The following is a 22,792-nucleotide window of genomic DNA, read 5'->3' on the forward strand; positions in this document are numbered from 1 at the left end:
TTAACGCTTTGAAGTCTAATACAGGCAAACGGCTGCTTCAATATGCCCTAAAAGCCAAAGGCACGTTTATTGCCGCTTTAATTATGCTTACGATTGGAGTTGCCGCCGAGCTTGCCGGCCCTTTCATCGCCAAGTCCATGATCGACAATCATTTGCTTGCTATTGAGCAGCCTTTCTATGAGACTACTGCTTCTAGCGAAGCAGCGGTCTACAATGGAAAGAACTACAAACGTGAAGGCCGGTTTGAACCGGAAGAAACGAAAGGTACCGAAGTACGCGTACTGCAAGCCGGTAGAAGTTTTTATTTTGTAAATGAACCCGTTAGTGCCCCCGATGGGGATCGAACATACGCGGACGGAACACTGACGGTTACACGCGCAGGCGAAGTGACGGGTCAATATGCGGCGGTGCCTTTATCCGCTGGTGAACTCTTTGCCTTTTACAAACCGGAAATGCCAAGCATCTATCAGCTGATTGTGTATTACATGATCTTCCTTGTCATCTCAGTCATTATGGAGTTTGGTAAAACATACTGGTTACAATCATCTGCCAACAAAGTCATTCAAAGACTCCGTAACGATGTGTATGCACACATCCAGCGATTGCCCGTACATTTTTTCGACAACCTGCCCGCAGGCAAAGTGGTCTCCCGGGTCACCAACGATACCGAAGCCGTCAAGGATCTGTTCGTTGCCGTTCTGTCGAACTTTTTCTCTGGCATCATTACGATTACTGGAGTGTACGTTGCGCTCTTCCTGCTGGATTTCCGCCTCGGATTGATCTCGCTGTTCGTTGTGCCGATGCTGGTTCTGTGGATTGTGCTTTATCGTAAAATCGCAACTCGGTACAACACGATCATTCGTTCACGTCTGAGTGAAATTAATGCGATTATTAACGAGTCCATTCAGGGGATGTCCATTATCCGGGTATTCCGTCATCAGAAACAGACCAAGCAGGAATTCGAGGATCTGAATGATGATTATATGAAACACCAGAACAAAATGCTCAACCTGAACGCTTTCACCTCACACAACCTGGTTAACGTCCTGCGGAATATGGCTTTTGCCGTTGTCCTGTGGTACTTCGGCTCTAGTGTGCTGGACGGCACGAGTATCATCTCGCTTGGTGTACTGTATGCATTCGTTGACGTTCTCGGACGTTTGTTCCAGCCAATTACAGGTATGGTGAACCAACTCGCAAACCTGGACTCCTCTATGGTATCCGCCGGACGTGTATTTGAACTGATGGATGAGAAAGGTGAACCGGTAACCGATGGCTCGATGCCGAGGTACAAAGGAAATGTTGTGTTTGACGATGTATCTTTTGCCTATAAAAAAGATTATGTGCTAAACAACATCTCGTTCAAAGCCTCGCAAGGTCAAACGGTTGCCCTGGTGGGCCATACCGGTTCCGGTAAAAGCTCGATCATCAACCTGCTGTTCCGGTTCTATGATCCACAGAAGGGCAAGATCACGATTGACGGTCAGAACGTGAAGGATCTGCCTAAACAGTGGATTCGCGAACATATGGGCATTGTACTGCAAGACCCGTACCTGTTCACGGGTACCGTGGCTTCCAATGTCAGTCTCGGAGATGAACAGATTACTCGTGCACAGATTGAACAGGCGCTGCGCGATGTAGGTGCTGAGCGAATTCTCGCCCATCTACCGCAAGGATTCGACGAGCCGGTTATCGAAAAAGGAAGCACATTATCTGCCGGACAACGGCAATTGATCTCCTTTGCTCGTGCACTGGCATTCGATCCAGCCATCCTGATTCTCGATGAAGCTACGGCGAATATTGATACCGAAACGGAAGCATTAATTCAAAATGCGCTCGAAGTCCTCAAAAAGGGACGGACCACTTTCATCATCGCCCACCGTCTGTCCACCATTCGTTCAGCAGACCAGATTCTGGTCCTGCATCGCGGACGGATCGTTGAACAAGGTGCACATGATGAATTGATGGAACTTAAAGGTCGCTATTATCAGATGTATCAGCTACAGCAAGGTGCTCAAACAGCACCGGATACGAATGGAAACAACCCAATAGGCGAGGCCATTCGAACCACTTCCTCCTTTGCTGGAGGCGGCGTGTAAGTAAACCGGGAATAAATGCAGATATACTTCAACAAATAACCGATATGCCCGCGGACCTCTTGGTCTGTAGGCATATCGGTTTTATTTCGTCCATGACCCAAAATACGAAAGAAGGTTGGTTGCTCTATCTACTTTTCTGGTCCCACTTCACTTTTCTCCGCTCTTATTTATTTTTTCTTGATCTTACCTTTTCTCAATTATCTCAGATTTGATCCATATAAACTTCCTACGTGTATCACTCCTTCTGATTTCCTCTTATTGACAATGGAAACATCTCTCTGTATTATACATACCAACGGTCGGTATCTAAAATATAAGGAGGTTATTATGGCCAGAAACAAGCACCCTGAACAGACGGTACAACAGATTCTGAACGTCGCTGCGCAGTTGTTCACAGATAAAGGATTTGAAAAAACGAGTATTCAGGACATCATTGTTACCCTCGGCATGTCCAAGGGTGCTGTGTACCATCACTTTAGATCCAAAGAGGAAATACTGGACGCGGTCATGGAACAACAGTTCAACTATTCCGCTCAGATGCTGGATCAATTAGTTACAAATACAACGACCACACCAGCACGAGAGAAGTTAATTCAGATTTTGGAGTATGTCGTTTCTGATCAACAGGCCCATTCCCTGGATCACGTACTTCGAACCCAGATCAAAAATCCAGTGTTCATTGTACGAGGGATTCAACAGGCTGTGCGGATTGATGCCCCGGTGATTGCAGCGATTTTGCGTGAAGGCATTACAGATGGATCTATTCAAACCGAAGATCCCGAAGCTTGTGCAGAAGTATTCATGATGCTGGTCAATATATGGATTAATCCAACACTGTTCGGCCGCAATTCAAGCGAAACAAAGCAACGTCTTTATTTTTTACAGCGGTTGATGAACATGCTTGGTGCCGATATTGTGAGTGAATCACTAATTAAACGTATTCTAGACCAACATGCTGCGATGGATGCTTATCCTATTCTGGATGAAGACGATGACAGAAATGAGGGATAACCATTTTGAAACCTAATCATATGATTTGCAAAGAATGGTTGTCTGAAGAACCCCTTCTGGCCCTTTCTCTGGAATGGATGCAAGGCGAAGTGCATATTAGCCAGGGCACAGAAGCGGTTATCCGTGTTATTCAATGGGGCTCCGCTCGTTTTCCAAAAACTAGATATTTTGAAGCTACCGTCAGCCACGGTTTATTATATCTGATCGATGGACGAAAACAAGCTTTTCCGCTGGGCATTAACTTCCATCGCACATCGCTCCACATTATACTGCCGCCTGCGGCATTGAAAAGGCTATCGATCAACGGAGTTGGTTCCCACTTTCTTGTAGATAACGTTTCTTCCGAACAATGGGATTGTGACTGTACATCCGGCAAGCTCACCTTAACTGGCCATGCCCAGCATATCCGCCTACGATCAGTGGGCAGTCGGGTTACATCAACAGACCTCCATGCAGAACATATGCAACTGCAAGCTACTTCTTCACCTGTTCAGTTATCCGGCCAGTTCACCCATATTCAATCCAAAGTGACAGGCAGCCAACTCACCATTCACTCCTCAACGATGCTTCAATCTCTGGATAGTCGCTCCACAGGTTGTAACGTTGAAGTGCGAATCCCAGCAGATAACGAAGGATTCAAGTTAGACTTCAAGCAAGCCGGGGGCCGATTCAGAAGTGATCTCCCGCTTCAATCCAATCATAATCAACATACGTATCGTAACGGTACTTATCCATTCCAAGCAGAGGTCAGAGGTGGGAAGCTCTCCATAGGGAGCTTTTCTTAACATTCCATATAGAGGAGGTAAACATATGAGCATTGGCTGGATCGTTGGCAGCAGCTTGGCTACCGTGGTATTACTTGCGGGGATCATCAGTTTGTTCATCGGTATACGCAAAAGCAATCATCGGCGCTGGCCTTGGTGGTTCATCGGTTTCGGGGTAGCCGCACTGGTTAGTGCAGCGATTAATTATCCCGGAACTTAGAAACGCCTCATCACCATGTGCAAAAAAGACAATCGCGCAGACCAGTCACTTTCCGTGCTGCTGCGGATTGTCTATCCATCTATCCATCTATCCATTCTTTGACCGTATATCCCATATATAATATCGTTTCTCTTGCCAGAAAAGGAAATTGGCTGCGCCAGGTCTGGTAAGCCGTCGTTCGTGTTGGGGACGGAACAGCATCCATACCGAGTCCACTAGCGAGCTTCATCGCCCGTTTCATGTGCAGCGGGTCACTTACAATGGTGTAGGTGTGAAACCCCGCCTGTTTCCCAACGCTAAGCGAGTTCACCAGATTCTCCTCCGTAATTCTTGACTCTGTTTCCATTTGAATATCTGCAGGATCTACACCATGTGCAACAGCATAATCTCGTCCTACTTCGGCTTCGGCTCGTTCTCCTGCACTGCCAGAACCACCAGTAAAGAGCAGATGGCTGATCGTCCCCTGGCGATATAATAAAATGGCATGCTCAATACGTTCGCGAAATACGGGTGAAGGGTTATCCCCTTCTACGGCTGCACCGAGGATTATAGCCACATCACTTTGTCTGGATGATTCCTCATCGGTGTAGGTCCAGATGAGCGAGGCCGTAGTTAACGTCCATATAACCCCAAGCAACACGAGCAATGTAATGGATATTACAAGCCAGCGTCTGCTTTTTATTTTACGTATCCGGGACTTGCCTTCCATCACAATGATTCATCCTCTTCCAGTGCCCGGGCGTGCATGCTCTCTGCATGCATACGTTCGAGTGTCTGCAGCGCCGCCGCGGATTCAGCATCCAACCCCAGCTCTGCAATCCAGGCACCTGTGTACTGCTGAAGACTAATCTCCAGTTCCTGTGCACGGTCTTTGAAATCTTCCAGCTCCTTGATCATGCGTGATCGTCCTTCAGGACTGAATGTCTCATGAATTCGTTCCTTGAAATAGTGATGTACAATGCTATTACGCTGCTTCCATAGTTCATTCAACTGACGAGTCTCTTCCTCCGAAAAAGTAAAATGATGACGCACCTCATGAATGAGTTGCCCGAGTGAACTGCTCATCTTCCGTTCGTACAGATCTTCCAGATCTTCTTCGGAAACAACTTTGCCCTGGGACATTTTCATTAATAAAATCAGATTGACCAGTTGCTGTTCAAGCGCCTGTCCATAATATACAGCCAATCCGTAATATGCAAACAATTCCCTGGAGTGTTCGCTGTCCAGCATGTCACCCTGCTGCATGTCTGAATTTTGCATAAGCGAGCGCCCCCTTTATCTCCGTACAATACATTCCATTCTAACGTCCCTCTATGGTAACGAAACATGGACCAACATTCAAGTTAAGCGGGATAATAGCCTCTAACTCCGTATATCCCTTCTTCCCGATAACCATACATGAATGATAAGTAGAACTATGGCATAGAGTACAGCCCACACTGTCGTCAAAACCACAGCCCCCAACTCCGATTCTTCAAATAACATCATCTCACGAACCAGATAAAAGGCCGGAGGCAGAATCTTGACAACCCACTGTATGGATTCAGGCAAATGTCCGCTTAATGAACCTTGAACAAACGATAATAATATCACCACAATGAAAGGCGGCATGCTGCGGCTCAGCATGGGAATGTATGATTTTTGGAAGAACACACTGAGCCCCAGACCCAGGAGCGACAACGCCAAATGTCCGGCCCAAGCCATGATCCACTCCCCAGTACTCGGTATCCTTCCAAACATGCCCGTAACAACCGGATATAACACGGTAATTGCAGTCAGGCCGAACTGCATGATCAACGCACAAATTAATTGTGCGAAGACAACCTTGCGTTTGCTTCCTGCATGCAGAACAAGCAATTGATACTGCCCCGCAGGTTCCGTATTCATTACCGTCAAGCCCAGCCAGGCCGCACCAAAAAAGAGCAGCATGGCCGTAACGCTGTAACTGTCCGCAACCGGATTAGGTTTGTAGGAATAGATAAGCAGCATCGTAATGATATAAAAGATCACCGGCGCAACATATTTCTGTGAACGTATGTAATGTTTTAACAAATAACGAGTCAAGTAGATCATTGGAGGTCGCCTCCTGCCGTAGATATGGAGGAAAGGTTCTCAGCAACTTCCCTGCTTATAGCCTCACCTGGGTGCCGCCCCTCCATCAACCCTTCCATATTTAATCGGCTCTCTTCCGGCTGTACAGACACAATGGAACCGCCAGTTGCCAGAATCATTCCAAGAATCCGATCTGCCGAACTGCGTGACACCTTCCAATCCCACACTTCTCGACCATAGTTCTGATGAACCATGCTGCGATGGCATGTAATAATTCCTGGTTGTTCAACAAGCAGCGCATCGATAACGGATTGTTCCAGCCCTTCCATCACACTTTGAATACTTACAGTGGGTTCAGCTGCTTGCTGCAAATCTTCCTGGCTCCAGCGACGCAGCACCGTTCCCTTCTGTAACACGATGACCTGATCCGCGAGACGTTCAATTAGCAATGGCTCATGGCAAGCTGTAACAATCTGGCTTCCTTCCTGTTTCCACTGTCTGAGCAAAGCTACAATTGCTTCCTGTGCCGGAACGTCTAGACCGGACAATGGTTCATCAAGCAGCAATAACCCATCAGGTCCAGGCAGCAAAGCCTGAATCAAATTCACCTTCTGCAAAGTACCTTTGGATAACTGAGGCAGGTTCTGATCCAGCGCCGCGCCCACGAATAACAGCTCACTTAATTCGCCTATCCGTTGACGCAATACCTCAGGTCGCATGCCACGAATACGTCCCATTTCCCACAGGTACTCTCTTGATGTGAAGGGCAGGCGTGACAGTCCATCCAGTGCATACATAATCCGCCCATGCCTGGACTTGCACAGCGAGCCTGAGTCAGGCAGTAACATACCTGCCAGCACACGCAGCAATGTGCTTTTGCCTGAGCCATTCCTGCCTACCAGGACGATGCACTCCCCCTGACCTACTTCCAGATTGATATCATTCAATACCTGCACATCCCCAAGTCGTTTGCTCACCTGTTGTAGCGATATGATTCGTCCGTTTGAGCCTGCTGCTGTTTTTCCTGCTTTATCGAAGAATCTACTTGTCCTCCATCCCATAGAATCACATCCGTTCAGGAGCCTGAACGCCCAGTAAATATAGGCTGTAGGCAAGACGCTCCGCCGTACGCTCTGTTAACGCCACCCGGAAGGGTTTGACGTCAGCCGGCGCATCCGCAATCCGTTCCGCATGGTAAAAGCGGTTGAACGCTTGGGCAACATCTATCGCATACTTGGCAATGATCGAAGGCTCGTTACGATGAATTGCTTTTTCCAGATACTGCGGATAATCCGCCAGCAGTTTCAGCAATCCCCATGAAGTGTCACCGACCCTGACCGACTTGTTATCTGAGTTTGCCCCAGCATTGTTACTACTACTGCTACGAACATTCTCTAATTGATTTTCTTTTTCCACGCTTTCTGCCTCTACTGCCTTCGCAAGCACACTGTTAATCCGAGCATGTGTGTATTGCACATAAGGTCCTGTCTCCCCTTCAAAACTCACCGCATCTTCGAGCGAGAAATCGACATCGTTCAACCGGTTATTGCGCAGATCTCCGAATACAATCGCACCTACACCAACCGCTTCCGCAACCTCTTGCGAATTCGGCAGATCCGGATTTTTCTCCTGAATTATCTGTAATGCCCGAGCGACCGCCTCGTCCAGTACCTCCTGCAAAAAGACAACTTTCCCCCGGCGGGTAGACATCTTCCGTCCTTCGAAACGCATCAAGCCAAACGGAATATGTTCACAAATCTCAGACCACGCATACCCCATCCGGGATAATACCGCAAATACCTGATGGAAATGAAGCTTCTGCTCCCCCCCGACTACATACAGCATTTTATCCGCCTTCATCACATCATGACGATAAACGGCTGTTGCCAGATCCCGTGTTGGGTAGATGGTTGTTCCATCGGTTTTGATAATCAGGCAAGGTGGTATATTCTCCTCCTCCAAACGTACCACCAATGCGCCTTCGCTCTCTTCGAGCAATCCTTTGGCTTTCAGTTCTTCAACTATTGCACCCATCTTGTCGTTATAAAAGCTCTCACCCAGCGTATGGTCAAACTGTACATTCAGACGCTCATACATCCGGTTGAATTCTTTCATGCTCACTTCTACAAAAAAGGTCCACAACCGCTGTGCCTCTTCATCCCCTTGCTCCAGCTTGCGGAACCAATTTCGTGCCTCGATCTCCAGAGATGGATCGCTCTCCGCCTCATCGTGAAAACGCACATACAGCTCCAAAGATGTACGAATCGGCTCAGCCTGTAGCGCTTCATCATTACCCCAACGTTTGTAGGCTGCAATCTGTTTACCGAATTGTGTTCCCCAATCCCCCAGATGATTCACACTGACCGAAGTATAGCCTGCCTCGTTATATAAACGATACAATGCTGCCCCAATCACGGTGGAGCGCAGATGACCAATTCCGAATGGCTTGGCAATGTTAGGCGATGACATGTCGATCACCACGCGTGCACCTGCCCCCAGCTGCAGCTTGCCAAATGTTTTAAGTCCCAGTTCTTGCAGCAACTTCGGCGCCAAATCTTCCCGATTGAAGCGTATATTCACATAAGGTCCTGCTGCTGAAGCATCCAGCCCAACGGTCTGTAATTCAGCAGCGATATCCATGGCGATAACCGCGGGTGCTTTTTTCAACGACTTGGCCAGAATAAAGCAGGGAAACGCTGCATCTCCCATCTCCGCCTGTGGTGGAACCTCCAGTAATCTCAACACCTCGTCTTGCTTCAATCCCGTTAACGGAGCAAGTTGTGCTGCTGCCTGATTCATCAACATGTCGAACACTCCTAGTCATTATCATATTTAGCCATACTATAGAAAACAAAAAAAGCCCTCATCTCTATATCAGAGACGAGAGCTGATCTTCACAGTTCCCGCGGTACCACTCTAGGTGAGCAGGTTGTAAATGTACATCATAGTGCATTCACTGCCTGCTCCGCTCGGTGCGATTAACGGCCGCCTACCGGATTGCCCTCTAGTCCATGCTCTGCACCCTCTCAAGGATGTAAACATGCCTTCGGACAACCATCTCACGGGTGCGCTTCACTCAGGTCATGTATACCGGCTTCCACCTGCCCCGGCTCGCTGTCATGCATGGATTCTGGCTACTCTCCCGATCACGGATATTCATCGTTTCAATTCATTGCCATCATTATACAGATCAAGCTCTGTTTTGGCAACCTGTTACGTGCATTTCCCAATGGAGGGCCTGCTTGCGATAGAGGTTCTCGCCATCTGGTTGAGAAAGACGTTACTATGCTGTATCGATAAAAAATCCCCTCCAGCAGAAAACGTTGAAGTACATCTTATCGGATGTCTTATTACGTTCTCTTTTGTGAGGGGATTAGCCAAGCATCTTTGCAGATTGCCCAGGCTTTTTATTTTTCAATTCAATTTAATTCAATGGAGTTATATTTACGCTACTGCGGCCATCATGCGGCAAGCCTCTGCACATTTGCGGCAAGCTTCTGCGCAAGCCTGGCAGTGATCATGTTGATGTTTGCCACACTCAGCAGCACAAGCTTCACATGCTTTCACACACAGTGCGCAAATTTCGGCGATGAAATCACTTCCGCGTGTCATGGCTTGAGCAGCAAAACTGCAGATTTCTGCACATTCCCGATCCAAACGAATGCAATCACGCAGCATTGCCAGATCATATTCTTTCAGACTCGATATGTAACATACGTTGCAAGCATTCATACACTCCAGGCAAGCATCGATACATTGTTGATATTGTTGTTGTGTCATTTAAAGTTACCTCCCAGACTAAGTTTGCTATGCTTCTTAATACCCCGTCTGGAGGAACCTTGAATCATTAAACCTGATTTGCTGCCTCTAATTCCAGCAATTGGTTGCGAATAACCGACTGATCGAAATGTTCACCTATAAACACAGCTACGTTAGGCACATCCCCCTGAGGCGTAATCTTCATATAATCCGATTCCCGGTAAGCATATTGGAACCAAAACCGGCTGGACGTATCGCTAAAGGATAAAATCCCTTTTGCCCGATACACATCGCGTGGTAACTCAGCTATCAAACGCTCGAAGGCCTCACTGTTCACCGGCTGGGTGAAATAGTGTGTATATACCATGACATGCTCATGCGAAGCATGGGGATGATTATGTCTATGGTTGTGATCATGAGGATGTTCATGGTCATTCCCCTGAGAATGTTGATGTTCTTCGTGATCATGATCCACATGCTCATGATGTTCATGTCCATAATCATGGCTGCATCCATGCTCTGCGCAAGCCTCGGAATGCACGTGATGTTGCTTCTCCGCGTGTTTACTCGTTTCCTCAACAGATTGATAGGCATGCACATTGTCTCCACTACGAAGCAGCACATCCATATCGACTTTACACTTCACCGTAGGCAGTACCGGAGCGAAACCGTTCCAGCGTGCCAACAGATCCTGCAGATCTGCAAGCTGCTGCTGATTCACCCGGTCCGTTTTGTTCAGGAGAAGTACAGACGCACAGCGAATCTGCTCCTGCATCAGCTTGAAGGTTTGTCCCTTCTGCTCCTGGTACAGCCCTGACAGATGCGCAGCATCTACTACAGTAATCAGGCTTCTCAATTCCAGTCGCATATAGAGGGATGTTTCCGTTACTGCATCCAGAATCTCCATCGGGTTTGCTGCTCCCGTTGCTTCGATGATAATGACATCAGGCGATTCCTCCTGCACAAGATCAGCAAGCTGCAGCCCCAAGTCACCGCGTACGGTACAGCAAATGCATCCTCCCAACATTTCCGTCATGGGCACGGAAGCATCCACAATCTGACCATCCAGATTGACTTCACCCAATTCATTCATGACCACGGCGGGCCGGAGACCTTGTTGCTGCCAATGTTCAATCAGTTGAACAAGCAGTGTCGTTTTACCACTGCCCAAGAAGCCTGACAATATATATACAGGTATGGATGATTCATTTGTTTTTAATTCACTCATCGTTGTTCACCTCTCTATTTCTCCAATGGAACTGATCTATCTCTATCCTAGCGAGTGTACACTATCCTGCAATCTTTGCGCAATCCTGGCCTTCTATTTGCAAGTCCATTGCCTCATTCTACTGAATGGTCTATGCTATGAGAACATGTTGATTGGAGGAGGATGTATTATGACCAATTCAGTAGAACAACATCGTCAGGAAGCCCCTGACACGGTATCATGTATGATTGTAACCGTATCAGATACCCGCACGAAGGACACTGATACAAGCGGACAACTTATGCATAAGCTGCTGACCGATTCAGGCTACCAGATCGTCGAATATATCATTACACCGGATGAAACTGAAACCATTCGAAGCATCCTGCAGGATGCAGCCGTTCGTGACGATATCGAAGCGGTGCTGCTCAGCGGAGGGACCGGAATTGCACCCCGAGATACAACATACGAGGCAGTGTCTTCACTACTCGATAAGGAGCTGCCGGGGTTTGGAGAAATCTTCCGCTTCCTCAGCTATACCGAGGATATCGGTTCTGCTGCCATTCTAAGCCGAGCGATAGCCGGAACGATTGGGCGTACAGCCGTATTCTCCATGCCAGGTTCCAAGGGAGCTGTCAAACTGGCAATGGAAAAACTCATTTTGCCTGAGCTGAGGCATGTCATGCGTGAAATATATAAACCCGTCTGAATAATCAGACGGGTTTATCGGATTTATTTTAGTGGAGTCGATTACTTCAGTTGCTCAAGCACATGCTGGAATACTTGCATAACGTCTTCTTCATAATCGTCCTTTTCTCCACCTGAAGCCGTATAGACCAGTGACACGTAGTCTTTGCTGCGAATCGTTGTTTTGCCAAGTACATTTTCCATCACAGCCTCATTGCCATCATTACCGTACATTTCGTTCATCCGGGCTACTCTTGTAGGGGCATCACTGAAAATGTGGACTTTTACAATATGTCTGCCACTTCCATTCAGCAAGTACATGTAAGATATGCCGTCCTCACCATCATCCGCAGACATATTATTCATCAACTTTATGCCTTTTGCAGCAAAAGCTTCATCCAGCTCCTGAATTAATGGACCATTTAACCCGTGACCTTGACTCTTTGCCCGAACAATTCCTTCATCCGTCGCTTGTCGGGTATATATTTTTCGTTCCTGCTCAACATTCGATGCTGAACACGCTACTACCGATATTGTACATAGCACCACGACCATACTGACCAGCATAGACTTTACACGTCCAGATCTATAATGCAATCCTTTTCCGTTAACACGCATACTCATCCTTCCTTTCCCGCCACATGCACGGTGACGCTCTCAGGTAGAGTTAGCATGTCTAGGAGAAAAGAATCTTATTCGGCAGGCGTATCGGACATCGTATTCACTACAGTACGGCCTACAGCACCGCCCTTGAGGATCGTTTCCAGTGTCTGAGGCAGTTGTGCCCATGAGATTTCCTGAATCCCCAACTCCAGCGCCCGATCCGGCTTCCATTCTCCCCCAAGCAGCTTCCATATTCGTTCCCGCCGTTCCATCGGGCAATAGACTGAATCAATCCCAATCAATTGAATCCCCCGCAAAATAAACGGAAATACGGTGGACTCGAACGCAGCCCCTCCGGTTAAGCCTGATACGGCAACAGCCCCTCCGTATTGAATCTGTTTCAGACGCTCGGCCAGTGCCGGACCTGCTGCAGGATCAATTACACCTGACCAGAGCTGTTTGCCCATTGCTCCTTTGGCTGGCGCGTCCGCTTCTTCGCGTGAAATGACATGTGAGGCACCCAGATTCCGAAGCAACTGCTCCTGTTGATCTTTTTTGCCTGTACTTGCTGTCACTTCAAATCCCAACTTCGACAAAATAGCCACCGCCATACTGCCTACTCCTCCGGTAGCTCCCGTCACCAGAATATTGCCCATCTCCGGAGTCACTCCAGCCCGCAACAAAGCATCTACCGAAAGTGCTGCCGTGAACCCTGCCGTTCCAATCGCCATCGCTTCCTTCTCACTCAGTCCATGCGGCAGAGGAACAAGCCATTCGCTGCGCAGACGCGCATATTGACTATACCCTCCAAAATGAGACACGCCTGGCTCGAAGCCTGTGCTGATCACCCGATCCCCCGGTGCAAATCGGCCACTCACGGATTCCTCTACAATCCCTGCGAGATCAATTCCCGGTACGATCGGATATTCACGAACCACACCGCCCTTTTCTGTTGTGGCGAGTCCATCTTTAAAATTGACGCTTGAGTATTGAACCTGTAGGGTTACGTCACCATTAGGCAAGTCTTCTTTCGTCAACTGCTCCATAGCCGCCTTCACGCCGCCCTGTTCTTCTTTACGCACGACATAGGCTGGAAAAGTATTCTTCATTCGTTACCCTCTCCTTAATTAAGATTTACATATTTTTCTATTCATATCATGAATTATTCGCCTTCAGTTAAACAAGTATAAGGGCGGCCTCCGTCAAACTCAATCTCTCCGGGCTGTCATTAAATAAATGAGAGGGCCTATCAATGGGATCAACCCTGCAACGGCCCACCCACAAGAACGACGATTGAGAGAAGCATCCCTGAACAATGCGATCACGGAAAGCAAAGTCAGGATGACGAAATCAATCGTCATAATATGTACAAAGGAAGACTCTCTGAACGCTTCCATATATACATCAGGATTACCTTGAGTCACTGCATAGAAGCCTGTTCCCAGTGTAAGCAGCAAAAGAACCATATGGGTCAGCTTATGAGCTGCCACACGTCCGATACCTGATTCACGCTGCCTGGCAAAAGACAGTTGTTCGTACCCCGAACCTCTGTGTGTTTGCGAGAACCACGCAAAATAAGGCAGCAGCGCAAAGGCTCCCAATCCAAAAGACAGCAATACAAAGGGCCAAGCAGGTACACGAGATCCTCTCGCTTTCCCTGACCTCCTTAACAGCAGGCAAGCAAAAATGGCCGGAAAAATCCCAAGCCACGAAAATACGGTTAGTAGCCAGGGTTCCTTGCTTTGCAGTGTAACCAGCTCTTTAAACACAGGGTCACTCCCAAGAGGCTGCCCAGGTGCCCAAATCCAGGCATACGCAATGAAGGCCAGCCAGGTCAGTGCCAAAATCCATCTCATGGTTGCGTTGCACCTCCTCTTTCATTCATCCCCGGCTAATGTGCAATTGAAACAGCCACTGAAACGGATCCTGTCGAAAGGCAGGCTCGGAAAGATGCAGCATTTGACGTCTCCTGCGCTTTCCCGAGAAATAATTGGTTTATTTCCCTTATGAACCTGTGTCCTTTGAAGGTACAGTATACCTCAGTTCATGGAATGTCCGTCCATGATATTTCACACACAGTCATTCGTCATGTGGGACAATTAGCAGTAAAAAGGAAACCAAAAAGGCATAACCCGGCCTACTTGCTTCCGGTTATGCCCCTTTATTTGATTTATTCTTCGGTGGATTGCACGTGTTCAGCAATGAGCTTCTGCTTCATATTCCAGGCCGCAGGACTGATATTTACGCGGTAAATCTCAGGATTGAGTTTACGCAGATATTCCGGCCAGAAGAGATCCATCTGCTCACGGTGATAACTGCGAATCTCATCCAGGGTAGGCAATTCATACACTTTGCGCCCATTCACAAAGATCGGTTCCAGCATGTTCACTGCTTCGTAGCGGGTTACCGTCTTTTTCAGATAAGGGTGTAGCGGGTTGAACAGCTTGAGCGGCCCCCCCTGTAGCGGCTGCTCTTCTCCTGGATAGCAGATATAATCTGCAATCGCCTTGCCATGTTTCGGATCAATGATCCGGAAGACTTCTTTTTTACCTGGTGTGGAGACTTTTTCGGGATTCGCTGAAATTTTGATCGTAGGCAGCATGGCACCATCCACTTCGCGCTCCACCAATTTGTACACGCCACCCAAAGAAGGCTGGTCAGAAGCGGTAATTAGCTGTGTACCTACTCCCCATGTATCGATGCGAGCTCCTTGCGCCTTAAGGTTGAAAATCGTATTTTCATCCAAGTCGTTGGAAGCTACAATCTTCACGTAATCCAGTCCGGCGTCATCCAGCATCTGCCGAGCTTGAATAGATAGATACGCAAGGTCCCCGCTATCCAGACGAATGGCGTTCATCTTTTTGCCTTGGCTCTCCAGCTTCTTGGCGGTCTTAATTGCATGAGGAACACCACTGTTCAATGTATCAAAGGTATCCACCAGTAGTGTCACTTGATCTGGTAGCACCTTGGCATAGACGTCAAACGCCTCCTGCTCACTCATAAAACTCTGCACCCAAGAATGGGCATGTGTCCCTGCTGTCGGAATTCCAAAGCGTTCTCCAGCCAGCATATTAGACGTTGCATGGAATCCTGCTACATAAGAGGCACGCGCCCCCCAAATGGCCGCATCCGCTTCCTGTGCACGCCGTGTTCCGAATTCGAGCAGAGTGTCCTGACTTGCCACCTGTTTGATCCGGGAAGCCTTGGTTGCAATTAACGTCTGATAATTCATGAAGTTAAGTATCGCCGTCTCCACCAGTTGTGTCTCCATAATGGAGCCTTCTACCCGAATGAGCGGTTCATCAGGGAAAACAAGCGCGCCTTCCTTCATGGAATGAATCGTCCCCTGAAATGAAAACTGGAGCAACTCTTCCAGAAAGACCGGATCGTAATTTTCCTCTTGTTTGGATAAATATTTGATGTCCTCCATCGTAAAACGAAGCTGGCTGATATAATTCACAATACGTTCCAAGCCGGCAAAAACGGCATATCCATTGCCAAAAGGAAGCTTGCGGAAATAGGCTTCAAACACCGCTTTCCGTTTGTGAGTTCCATTCACCCAATGGGCGTACATCATATTGATTTGATATTTATCCGTATGTAAAGCCAGGCTAGTCGTCTGCATTTGTCTCATCCTCTCTGACTTCCGCTTGTGCCGGCAGGCTCTGCCTGCTTACACGGGTCAACATGTGGAGACTTATTGCACATGATTCATGATTATGGTTACGTACCATTGCATAAGTCTCCGGTTTATTCCTATTCACCATATTCCCCTGTAACATAACACTTGTTCAACCAACAGAATATGATGGATCACAGGTTCGTTTATAGGTTCAAGCCTGCGAGAACGGTATCGCTCGCTTTGACCACCTGAGCCCCAAGGCTTGCACGAAAATGTCCAAGCGCCCAATCATGTCCTGCTTGATTGAAGCTCGCCACGGCGTCTTCATATACCGTTATGTGAAAACCTTTATTATAAGCATCCACTGCTGTGTGCAGTACGCAAATATCTGTACATACACCGATCAGTGCAATGTCTGTTATTCCACGTTCACGCAGCCGCAGTTCCAGATCTGTACCGCAGAATGCGCTGTATCTTGTTTTATCCATCCAGTGAATCTGGGATTCCCGTTCTTCCATAACCTGAGCCAGACGACCGTAAAGTTGTCTTCCCTCCGTACCCCTGATGTTATGGGGCGGAAAAAGAGCCGTTTCCGGATGGTAAGGATCATTCTCTTCATGTAAGTCCACAGCCATAACAACCTCATGCTTGTTATTGCAATAAGCCTGGGTTATAGCAGCAATCGTCTCCTCAATCTCCACAGCAGGCTGGCCAACAGGCAACGAACCTGTCACAAAATCACGTGTAAAATCGATTACAATCAGTGCTTTCATCGTCCACACTCCCTTTTGAGAATAGGTTGATCCTGATTCAATCCATCATGATTCCCTTACGAATTAAGTATAGATGGAAAGCCGAGGTACAAGCTCGGTAAAACGGTATAGCTGCGCTGGACGCTGTGAGTATTGATTGGAGCTTAGCAGGTTGCCCTCTTCATCCCGAACCTCTTCCACAATGCCTTTGCGGCTGCGAGTTGAAGTGATCTTCCGAATAAAATTCGGTTCTTCAAAGTCAGGTACAACACTCTGAATCACTTGGTATAACTCGCTTAGTGTAAAATCCCGAGGCAGGAACTGTCGTGCAATCGTCGTTTCCAGCATTTGCTGTTGAATACGCCGGTACGCATCTTCTATAATCGTCCGGTGATCAAAGGCAAGCTCGAGTTCTTGCAAAGCTTCCTGAATCGTAAATAATCCAACATCCTCAGCATCATCTGCCGCCTGACGGTGCTCCAGCATCCATTCCTCTACCAGCGCAAAAAACGCATGTGAGATAATCCATCCTCTGGGGTCACGCCCAGGCTGACTATATACATTCAAATACTCCAGATGTCCGCCGTCCACACCTGTCTCTTCCATCAACTCGCGCTTTGCAGCACCATAGATGGATTCATTTTCCTGGCAAAATCCACCTGGCAACGCCCATCTTCCCGCAAAAGGCCATCCTTTGCGTTTGATCAGCATGACCTTCAACTCCCGGATGGGAAGTGTCTTGGTTACCGTCTTACGCTCCCGCTTGGTCAAGGTGAACATAACGATATCCGCGGGAACACCATCGGGTGTACGATATTTCTTGGAACTATAGGCACGTGCTGCCTGTTCATCGCTTTCAGCATTGAATTGTTCGTAGTTTTCGCTCATGGGCACCACCGACTATTCTCATTTTGATATTTTCATTATGACATAATAATATCTTTTGTCAACCTCGGGATTCCGTGTTCTGCGCTTTTACTCGCGCTATACGGAATGTAGCTGTTGCCATACACCCCAACGTGCCAGATGCATCCCGGACCTCGGATTGCGCCGTCACACTGCGCCCCGCTTGATGCAGGATCGTTGATGTCACGATTAATTCCCCTTGTTTCATGGGTGCCAAGAAATGAACATTCAGATTGGTGGTCACACAACTGTCTACTGCCATTGCGGCTGTAGCTACCATGCCCATCGCCTGATCCATCAGAGACGTCAGCACTCCACCATGAATAATCCCCATAGAGTTAGTGTGGTGTTCACCCGCTGTCAGCGCGATCTGTACTTCTTCTCCGTCACCTTTAATAAACTGACAACCGAGGAAGCCCCAAAATCTTCCGTTTCCTTCTGCAACCATTTTGTCCAAAATACCCATATTGATTTCCCCTTTAGTGCACTTTAAGTATAAAGCCCATGATGTATGTTGTTGATGATTTTACCAGCATTGATTCTTTTCGTAGTTGATCTAAAGTGCTTGGTTATTATATTAAGCCTGCTCTTACGGAACAGGTCTTATCCAGTGAAGTTGTCTTGATCAAGCCCACCACACAAAATAACCCCACCACGTGGAGTCTGAGATGATCAAAAAAGGCGCGGACTGCGTCCGCACCCTTCCGTTCACTTACCCGCAGCTAGTCGGAGGTGAATCCGTACCTGCCTCCACATTCACTTTCTCGGAGACGGTATCCCGGATTACAGAAATAACAAGCTGCAGCAAATAATTGATATCGCTTTGACTTTGCTGGAATTCTGTAACGAGTGGAATGCCGTCCAACTCTGCCTGCAGATCTTCAATTTCCTGTTCAATTTTGCTGACCATGTCTGCATTTTTGAAGCTTTCAAAAGCAACAATTTCCTTTTGTTTCTTCTTAATCGTTGCAATCAATTGCTGGATGCGTTCATGATCACGAATTTTGGACTCAGCCTGTTGGAACTGTTTAACTTCTTCGCTCGTTCCAAGCATATCAGCCAATTCTTTGGCTTTTCCCATAATGTCGTCGCGTATGACCAGATTGCGCGTATCGTAGGTAGGCATTCCATAATGGTTGTACTGCACTTCTTCCTGCGCCACTCGAAATCGCTCCATTCTATGAGATGATATAAGATGAACTACTCGATGTTGCACTAAGCTTAGTGACTGCTCGAGTGACCGCTACGGTTTCGGATCGTTCTTTCGATCGCTGTTGTCTCCAAATTTTCTGATTGTAATAGTCCGTGGTTAAAATTTGGAGACAAAGGCGAACGCTTCGCTTCTACAGAATCGATTCCGTCACCTTCGCTACGCTAGGCCGTAACCCGCCAAGTGCAAAAAGAATTTCATCTTATTAGGTTTGTGTATTACTGATTGGCGGCTACTGGCTCTGTGAGCAGGTTACCCCGAATATAGAAAGTCATTGGATCGGTGATTTCTACATGTACAAAAGTACCGATCAATTCTTTAGGTCCTTCAAAGTGCACCAGCTTGTTGCTGCGTGTACGTCCTGCCAGAACATTGGAATTCCGTTTGCTCTCACCTTCGACCAGCACCTCAACAACCTTGCCGCGCTGCTTTTCATTGCTGCTATGGCTGTATGCGTTGATCGTCTCGTTCAAACGTTTCAAACGTTCCTTCTTCACGTCCATAGGCACGTTATCCTCCATCACTGCAGCAGGTGTACCTTCGCGCGGAGAGTAGATAAATGTATAAGCAAAGTCATAGCCAACTTCCTTGACGAGTGACAGCGTATCTTCGAACTGTTCTTCCGTCTCCCCCGGAAAACCTACGATAATATCAGTGGTTAACACGACATCTGGAATTGCAGTTTTAATTTTGTCAGCAAGCTTCAGGTAGTGTTCCCGACTGTACTTGCGGCTCATACGTTTCAGCACTTCCGTGCTGCCAGACTGCACAGGCAGATGGATATGTTCCACCAGGTTCCCGCCCTTCGCAAGCACCTCAATCAGATGATCATCGAAGTCACGTGGATGACTGGTTGTAAACCGAACCCGTGGAATATCGATTTTGCGGATATCATCCATCAGGTCACCGAAACTGTATTTCAGATCCGTAAAATCCTTGCCATAAGCATTGACGTTCTGGCCGAGGAGCGTGATTTCCTTGAAGCCTTGTCTTGCCAGTTCGCGAACTTCAGCAATGACATCTTCCGGACGTCGACTGCGCTCTTTTCCCCGTGTGAACGGGACGATACAATATGTACAGAACTTGTCGCAACCATACATAATGTTCACCCAGCCGCGCATGCCCTCACGTTTTTTCGGTAGGTTCTCAATGATGTCGCCTTCCTTGGACCATACCTCAACAACCATTTCTTTACTGAACAGTGCTTCCTGAATCAGATGTGGCAGCCGATGCACGTTGTGTGTACCAAAAATCATATCCACAAAGCCATGCTTCTGCATGATCCGGTTCACGACGCCTTCTTCCTGCGACATACAACCACACACACCCAGCAATAAGCCTGGACGTTCGGTTTTCAAGGTTTTCAGATGGCCCAGCTCACCAAACACTTTATCTTCCGCATTTTCCCGAATCGCACATGTGTTTAACAGAATGATATCTGCCTCTTTGCGATCCTCGGTAGCCTGATACCCCATTGATTCAAGTAACCCTTTAATGGTCTCCGAATCATGCTCGTTCATCTGGCATCCGTACGTATATACGATATAGTGTTTGCCTTTCCCCACGTTTTTCAGTTCATCGGGTACGGCCGTTTCATAAAGCACCTGGACGTCTTCCTTGCCCCGTTGTTTCTCCTGACGATGATTGGGTTCCGACTTGATGTTAATCTCCCGGCCCCGGATTCTTATCTTTTTGCTGAATTCATCTTGCGAAATTACTTTGGCATCGGAGAAATCAAAATATTGGGAGTAATCCTTTTTTGAGTCTTTAGCCATTTCCTTCGGTCACTCCTTACAGCCTCTATTAATAAAAAATCGTTATTTCATCTTGTTTCACGTGATTTGCACGCTTTATACATCAAAAGAGCATTACAGCAAATTATAACATGAATTGGGCTGTAGTTCCACATCCAAAGCCGCTGCCTCTTCGCCTCATTCGAAATCCCGCCGGTGTGCTAAACAGCCCGAAAACACAAAAACCTGAGCTATCCTCAGGTCGAATGTAGCGACGCTGTGGATATACTCAGGTTTATACGTTCATTCAAACCGCCAGGATCACGGCTGAAGATTGGTTCCATGTGATTAGTCGATGATTTCAGCAGTATCGCCGTTACGAGCGCCAGCTGCATTAGCTTCATCCGTATCAATATGCATGTCCAGTGCAAAGGAATCCGATACACGAGCCAGTACATTTTCCAGTACCAGACCACGATCTCCACCCAGACGAACTTTCAGCAATTGTTTGTCCTCAATACCCCATTTAGCAGCATCAGAAGTATGGAAGTGGATGTGACGAGCAGCAACGATAACACCTTTATCGATTGTAACTTCGCCAGCAGGTCCTTTAATTGTGATACCTGGAGTACCTTCGATGCTTCCGGATTCACGTACAGGTGCCTTAACACCAATAGCGAAAGAGTCTGTCATTGAGATTTCCAGTTGCGTTTCCGGACGAACAGGTCCAAGGATACGCACTTTATCAAACTGTCCTTTTGAACCAATAACCGCTACGGTTTCGTTAGCAGCATATTGTCCTGGTTGGGACAGAGGTTTAAACTCAGTCAATTCGTAGCCTTTACCAAACAAAATTTCAACGTGCTCTTGAGATACATGAATGTGACGGGCAGACACGCCCACAGGTACTGTTTTGCTCATTGTGAATTTCACTCCTTGTTTATCTATGGCCTGTAGCCAGGCTCTTAACAATCCTATGGTATTATACCCCTTTTTGAGGTGAAATGAAAACGAACTGCTGAAAATTCATGAAATACACTTATTTTGCAATCATTAATGCCTAACATTTGGTAAATCCGTCTAAGATGTACGACTTTTTCTTTCAGTTCGTTTTATTCAGATGGCCAACAGTATCATGATTTCCCATGTTCCATCTTCAAATTTTTCTCCGGCAAGTTTTCTCCTAAATAACTCATCGCATTGCCCCACATCCAACCTCGAACGATTGATTCGTCGTAGTGCTTGAGCAGCGTATTTATCAGCTTTGGATACTGCCCGGTATGTTCAAGCTCATGGATATACGTAGCAATTCCGTCAAAATCAGACCCCATCATCAGATGATGCTCCCCACCCAGGGAACATATCCGCTCAATATGAGGCAATAGATCCTCAATACATACTTCGCCTTCTTGCTTCACAAACCACGGCACAAACGTCAGTCCGATGCGCCCTTCCCGGGCAATAATAGCTCGAATCTGATCATCCTTCAAATTACGCACATGCGGGCAGATGGCATAACTGTTGGAATGCGAAGCGATAAAAGGACGTTCACTAAGGTCAGCAAGTTCCCAAAAGCCTTTTTCGGTCAGATGCGAAACATCCAGCAGCATGCCGATTTGGTTACACAGTTGAACCAGCTCCCTGCCCTTCTCCGTAAGTCCCGCTCCACGCTTCTCTAGTACACCATCAGCTGCCCAATTGGCATAGTTCCAGGTAAGCCCAACGATCCGTACACCCATTTGATAACATAACTCCAGATAAAAGAGATTGCCTTCCAGTCCATCTACACCCTCAAGTGTGAGTAGCCCCCATGGTCTGTCCGTCTGCCCGATCTGCGTAAGCTGTTCTCGCCATAATAATGTATGTGTGCCTTCAGTTCGTTCTTTGGTTATCTCCACTCGCTTGCGGTAGATGTCCAACTGTCCCATCACATGTTCAAACTTGCCTCTGCCAAGCACTTCGGGCAAATAGATTGCAAAGGCCTGTAAACCAATGTTACCTTCCCTCATACGTTCCAGATTCACATCCAGCTGTGAAGCATTTTCAAATGAATGGCTAGGGTTCATCAGCATTTTACTCAAAGCATCACAATGAAAATCGGCTACTCGCCAGTTGTGCATCACAATCTCTCCTTCTACACGGTTATGTTATGGAATTAAAACGCAAA

The 22,792-nt window shown here is 47.4% G+C and carries 23 protein-coding genes; 5 read left to right on the plus strand and 18 right to left on the minus strand.

The annotated features are described in order from the left end of the window. The first annotated feature begins 8 nt into the window (after positions 1-8). The 4 genes from ACR1R9_RS15525 (at position 9) to ACR1R9_RS15540 (ending at position 4,094) form a co-directional block, all read left to right on the plus strand. Positions 9-2,099 carry an ABC transporter ATP-binding protein gene (locus ACR1R9_RS15525; protein ID WP_076289563.1) on the plus strand — a complete coding sequence of 697 codons (2,091 nt, stop codon included), beginning with the start codon at positions 9-11 and terminating at the stop codon, positions 2,097-2,099. A gap of 327 nt (positions 2,100-2,426) precedes the next feature. Then, positions 2,427-3,110 (plus strand): TetR/AcrR family transcriptional regulator, encoded by a 684-nt coding sequence (locus ACR1R9_RS15530; protein WP_076289562.1) that lies wholly within the window; start codon positions 2,427-2,429, stop codon positions 3,108-3,110. Between the two features lie 20 nt (positions 3,111-3,130). Next, a complete protein-coding gene (locus ACR1R9_RS15535; protein ID WP_433923221.1) occupies positions 3,131-3,895 on the plus strand; it encodes a DUF4097 family beta strand repeat-containing protein in 765 nt (254 codons plus the stop codon). A 25-nt stretch (positions 3,896-3,920) separates the two neighbouring features. Next, on the plus strand, positions 3,921-4,094 hold the full coding sequence (locus ACR1R9_RS15540; RefSeq protein ID WP_167434745.1) for a hypothetical protein: 174 nt from the start codon (positions 3,921-3,923) through the stop codon (positions 4,092-4,094). A gap of 79 nt (positions 4,095-4,173) precedes the next feature. Here the strand turns inward: ACR1R9_RS15540 and ACR1R9_RS15545 are convergent, their stop codons facing one another. The 7 genes from ACR1R9_RS15545 to ACR1R9_RS15575 form a co-directional block, all read right to left on the minus strand. Then, positions 4,174-4,803: a YdcF family protein gene (locus ACR1R9_RS15545; RefSeq protein WP_433923704.1), complete on the minus strand. Its 630-nt coding sequence runs from the start codon at positions 4,801-4,803 to the stop codon at positions 4,174-4,176. Then, a complete protein-coding gene (locus ACR1R9_RS15550; protein WP_076289559.1) occupies positions 4,803-5,354 on the minus strand; it encodes a hypothetical protein in 552 nt (183 codons plus the stop codon). Before ACR1R9_RS15550 ends, ACR1R9_RS15545 begins: the two co-directional genes overlap by 1 nt. Positions 5,355-5,456: 102 nt before the next feature. Continuing rightward, complete coding sequence (locus ACR1R9_RS15555; RefSeq protein WP_433923220.1) at positions 5,457-6,167, minus strand: hypothetical protein; 711 nt, start codon at positions 6,165-6,167, stop codon at positions 5,457-5,459. Next, positions 6,164-7,207 (minus strand): ATP-binding cassette domain-containing protein, encoded by a 1,044-nt coding sequence (locus ACR1R9_RS15560; protein ID WP_433923219.1) that lies wholly within the window; start codon positions 7,205-7,207, stop codon positions 6,164-6,166. Before ACR1R9_RS15560 ends, ACR1R9_RS15555 begins: the two co-directional genes overlap by 4 nt. Positions 7,208-7,211: 4 nt before the next feature. After that, positions 7,212-8,951 (minus strand): arginine--tRNA ligase, encoded by a 1,740-nt coding sequence (gene argS, locus ACR1R9_RS15565; protein ID WP_433923218.1) that lies wholly within the window; start codon positions 8,949-8,951, stop codon positions 7,212-7,214. Between the two features lie 639 nt (positions 8,952-9,590). Next, positions 9,591-9,926 (minus strand): four-helix bundle copper-binding protein, encoded by a 336-nt coding sequence (locus ACR1R9_RS15570; protein WP_076289555.1) that lies wholly within the window; start codon positions 9,924-9,926, stop codon positions 9,591-9,593. 67 nt (positions 9,927-9,993) lie between these two features. Continuing rightward, positions 9,994-11,133, minus strand: coding sequence for a GTP-binding protein (locus tag ACR1R9_RS15575; RefSeq protein WP_433923217.1), 1,140 nt, complete (start codon positions 11,131-11,133; stop codon positions 9,994-9,996). 166 nt (positions 11,134-11,299) lie between these two features. Between ACR1R9_RS15575 and ACR1R9_RS15580 the strand changes: the two genes are divergently transcribed. Then, positions 11,300-11,821, plus strand: a complete 522-nt coding sequence (locus ACR1R9_RS15580) for a MogA/MoaB family molybdenum cofactor biosynthesis protein (RefSeq protein WP_433923703.1) — start codon at positions 11,300-11,302, stop codon at positions 11,819-11,821. Between the two features lie 41 nt (positions 11,822-11,862). Here the strand turns inward: ACR1R9_RS15580 and ACR1R9_RS15585 are convergent, their stop codons facing one another. From ACR1R9_RS15585 to ACR1R9_RS15635, 11 genes are all read right to left on the minus strand, one after another. Next, a complete protein-coding gene (locus ACR1R9_RS15585) occupies positions 11,863-12,417 on the minus strand; it encodes a hypothetical protein (RefSeq protein WP_433956375.1) in 555 nt (184 codons plus the stop codon). Positions 12,418-12,491: 74 nt separating this feature from the next. Then, the gene (locus ACR1R9_RS15590; protein ID WP_433923215.1) at positions 12,492-13,511 is read right to left on the minus strand and encodes an acrylyl-CoA reductase family protein; all 1,020 of its coding nucleotides are present in this window, start codon (positions 13,509-13,511) and stop codon (positions 12,492-12,494) included. Between the two features lie 99 nt (positions 13,512-13,610). After that, positions 13,611-14,258, minus strand: a complete 648-nt coding sequence (locus ACR1R9_RS15595) for a hypothetical protein (protein ID WP_076289551.1) — start codon at positions 14,256-14,258, stop codon at positions 13,611-13,613. 314 nt (positions 14,259-14,572) lie between these two features. Further along, entirely contained in the window at positions 14,573-16,027 is a 1,455-nt protein-coding gene (locus tag ACR1R9_RS15600) for a nicotinate phosphoribosyltransferase (protein WP_063566350.1), read from the minus strand. A 200-nt stretch (positions 16,028-16,227) separates the two neighbouring features. Beyond that, positions 16,228-16,797, minus strand: coding sequence for a cysteine hydrolase family protein (locus ACR1R9_RS15605; protein ID WP_433923214.1), 570 nt, complete (start codon positions 16,795-16,797; stop codon positions 16,228-16,230). Between the two features lie 63 nt (positions 16,798-16,860). Beyond that, positions 16,861-17,664 carry an NUDIX hydrolase gene (locus tag ACR1R9_RS15610; protein WP_062326181.1) on the minus strand — a complete coding sequence of 268 codons (804 nt, stop codon included), beginning with the start codon at positions 17,662-17,664 and terminating at the stop codon, positions 16,861-16,863. A 58-nt stretch (positions 17,665-17,722) separates the two neighbouring features. Then, the gene (locus ACR1R9_RS15615; protein WP_433923213.1) at positions 17,723-18,148 is read right to left on the minus strand and encodes a PaaI family thioesterase; all 426 of its coding nucleotides are present in this window, start codon (positions 18,146-18,148) and stop codon (positions 17,723-17,725) included. 246 nt (positions 18,149-18,394) lie between these two features. Then, positions 18,395-18,808, minus strand: a complete 414-nt coding sequence (locus ACR1R9_RS15620) for a RicAFT regulatory complex protein RicA family protein (RefSeq protein ID WP_373561674.1) — start codon at positions 18,806-18,808, stop codon at positions 18,395-18,397. A 302-nt stretch (positions 18,809-19,110) separates the two neighbouring features. Further along, on the minus strand, positions 19,111-20,667 hold the full coding sequence (miaB, locus tag ACR1R9_RS15625; protein ID WP_076289547.1) for a tRNA (N6-isopentenyl adenosine(37)-C2)-methylthiotransferase MiaB: 1,557 nt from the start codon (positions 20,665-20,667) through the stop codon (positions 19,111-19,113). Positions 20,668-20,973: 306 nt separating this feature from the next. Next, complete coding sequence (gene pduL, locus ACR1R9_RS15630; protein ID WP_053783855.1) at positions 20,974-21,546, minus strand: phosphate propanoyltransferase; 573 nt, start codon at positions 21,544-21,546, stop codon at positions 20,974-20,976. Between the two features lie 212 nt (positions 21,547-21,758). Continuing rightward, complete coding sequence (locus ACR1R9_RS15635; RefSeq protein ID WP_433923212.1) at positions 21,759-22,745, minus strand: dipeptidase; 987 nt, start codon at positions 22,743-22,745, stop codon at positions 21,759-21,761. Positions 22,746-22,792 lie beyond the last annotated feature (47 nt).

It is taken from the genome of Paenibacillus taichungensis (assembly GCF_050994985.1).
Taxonomy (GTDB): Bacteria; Bacillota; Bacilli; order Paenibacillales; family Paenibacillaceae; genus Paenibacillus; species Paenibacillus taichungensis.